Origin of the sequence: Mesorhizobium sp. M7A.F.Ca.US.006.04.2.1 (genome assembly GCF_004022915.1) — a bacterium.
GTDB classification, from domain to species: Bacteria; Pseudomonadota; Alphaproteobacteria; order Rhizobiales; family Rhizobiaceae; genus Mesorhizobium; species Mesorhizobium ciceri.
Window position 1 is genome coordinate 1 of record NZ_RZQA01001134.1, and the last position, 1593, is coordinate 1593.

Consider the following 1593-nt stretch of genomic DNA (forward strand, 5'->3'; position numbering starts at 1 on the left):
GGCGGCGCGCATCGAGGGCGCGATCGCGTCAGGCACCTACGATGCCGGGCTGGAGACGCTGCAGGCCGAAAACTTCGTCGTCACCGATCGGCAGGTGATCTACACCCATCCGCGCACCGGCGCCGAAAGCCGCCTGCTCACGATCACCCAACGCAAGCGCAATCGGCCCGTCACGCTCGATGCGGCGATCGATCATCTCCGCGATCCGCGTGCCGTACTGCTCATCAACGAACAATCGGGCCGCGCCGCCGTGCAGATCCCGACCACCAGCGTCATGCTCGACGATGGCGAGGTCGAGCGACGTGTCCGCCTGATCCGGCCGATGGAAGGCCAGAACATGCCGCTCAAGGCCATGGGCGAAACACGCTGGATCGAGGCCGATCGCGAGGCGTTCACAACTGCCTGGACGGCCGAACTCGCCGGGGTGCCGGAGTTTTCGGACTCGGTCTTGCACATGGTCACCGGCTTGCTGCTGCCGATCTGGAAGCGTCTGCCCAACGAGTCGACCCGGGTTTATCGACTTCAGACCGACGAGGGCGAGCGCATCATCGGCCGCCGCGTCTCGCCGGCATGGGCCGCCAACGCCTCTGCGCCGAACGTAGTTGCGCTATCGCCGGAGCAGGCTTTTGCGGCTCTGATGGACGGCCGGAGCATCCTCGATCTTGCCGAGGATCTCCAGCTTCGCCGCAGCCGCGTCATGGGCGCATGGCGCATCGAATTGTCTGGGTTCACCGACACGATGCCCGAGCGCCTCACCGCCTACGGTCTCTTCCACGAGATCATTTCGTGGAAGCTCAGGATGTTCGTGCCGATCGACGCTGGCGGACTCGCCGTGCTGGAGCGCGTGCTCGACCGCTTCCCAATCGATCAGGTCAGTGAGCGGGAGGCTGCATGATTGCGCTTCACGCTGCATCCGACCTCGCACACCGCCTCGGCGAACATGCCGAGGCGGTGTGCCGCCACTACCTCTCCAATGGCCGTCGCCAGGGCAACTATTGGACCGTCGGCGACGTCCGCAATGCGCCGGGCCGCTCGATGTTCGTGCGTCTGCAGCCATCCCCGAAGGGACCGCCAGGCAAATGGACCGACGCCGCCACCGGCGAGCATGGAGATCTGCTCGATGTCATCCGCGAATCCCTCGGACTGGTCAATTTCCGGGACGTCGCCGACGAGGCGCGCGTGTTTCTCGCTATGCCAGATGCCATGCAACCCCGACCGGCCGAGCCGATCGCGCAGGTCCCTATTGGATCTCCGGAAGCGGCTCGCCGACTGGTCGCCATGTCGAAGCCCATTATCGGCACCCTCGTGGAAACATATTTGCGTGGACGCGGCATTACGACTTTGCACGGAACCGCGGCCTTGCAGTTCCATCCACACTGCTACTACCGGCCAGACGATCCTGGACCGACCAAGACCGTGCCGGCGATGATCGCCGCTGTCACCGACCTCGATGGACATCTGACCGGCGCGCACCGCACCTGGCTCGCACCGGACGGCGCCGGCAAGGCACTCGTCGACACGCCGCGTCGGGCAATGGGTGACCTTCTCGGTCACGCCGTCCGCTTCGGCGTACCCGGCAGCGTCATGGCGGCA

The 1593-nt window shown here is 65.6% G+C and carries 1 protein-coding gene and 1 pseudogene; both read left to right on the top strand.

Annotation, left to right across the window (positions count from 1 at the left end; translation table 11 throughout):
* Positions 1 to 895: pseudogene (locus EN925_RS35100) on the top strand (methylase); the annotation flags it as partial.
* The coding region (locus tag EN925_RS35105; protein ID WP_206633110.1) for a DNA primase at positions 892 to 1593 on the top strand (702 nt) is incomplete at its 3' end. The pseudogene EN925_RS35100 and the gene EN925_RS35105, both read left to right, overlap by 4 nt.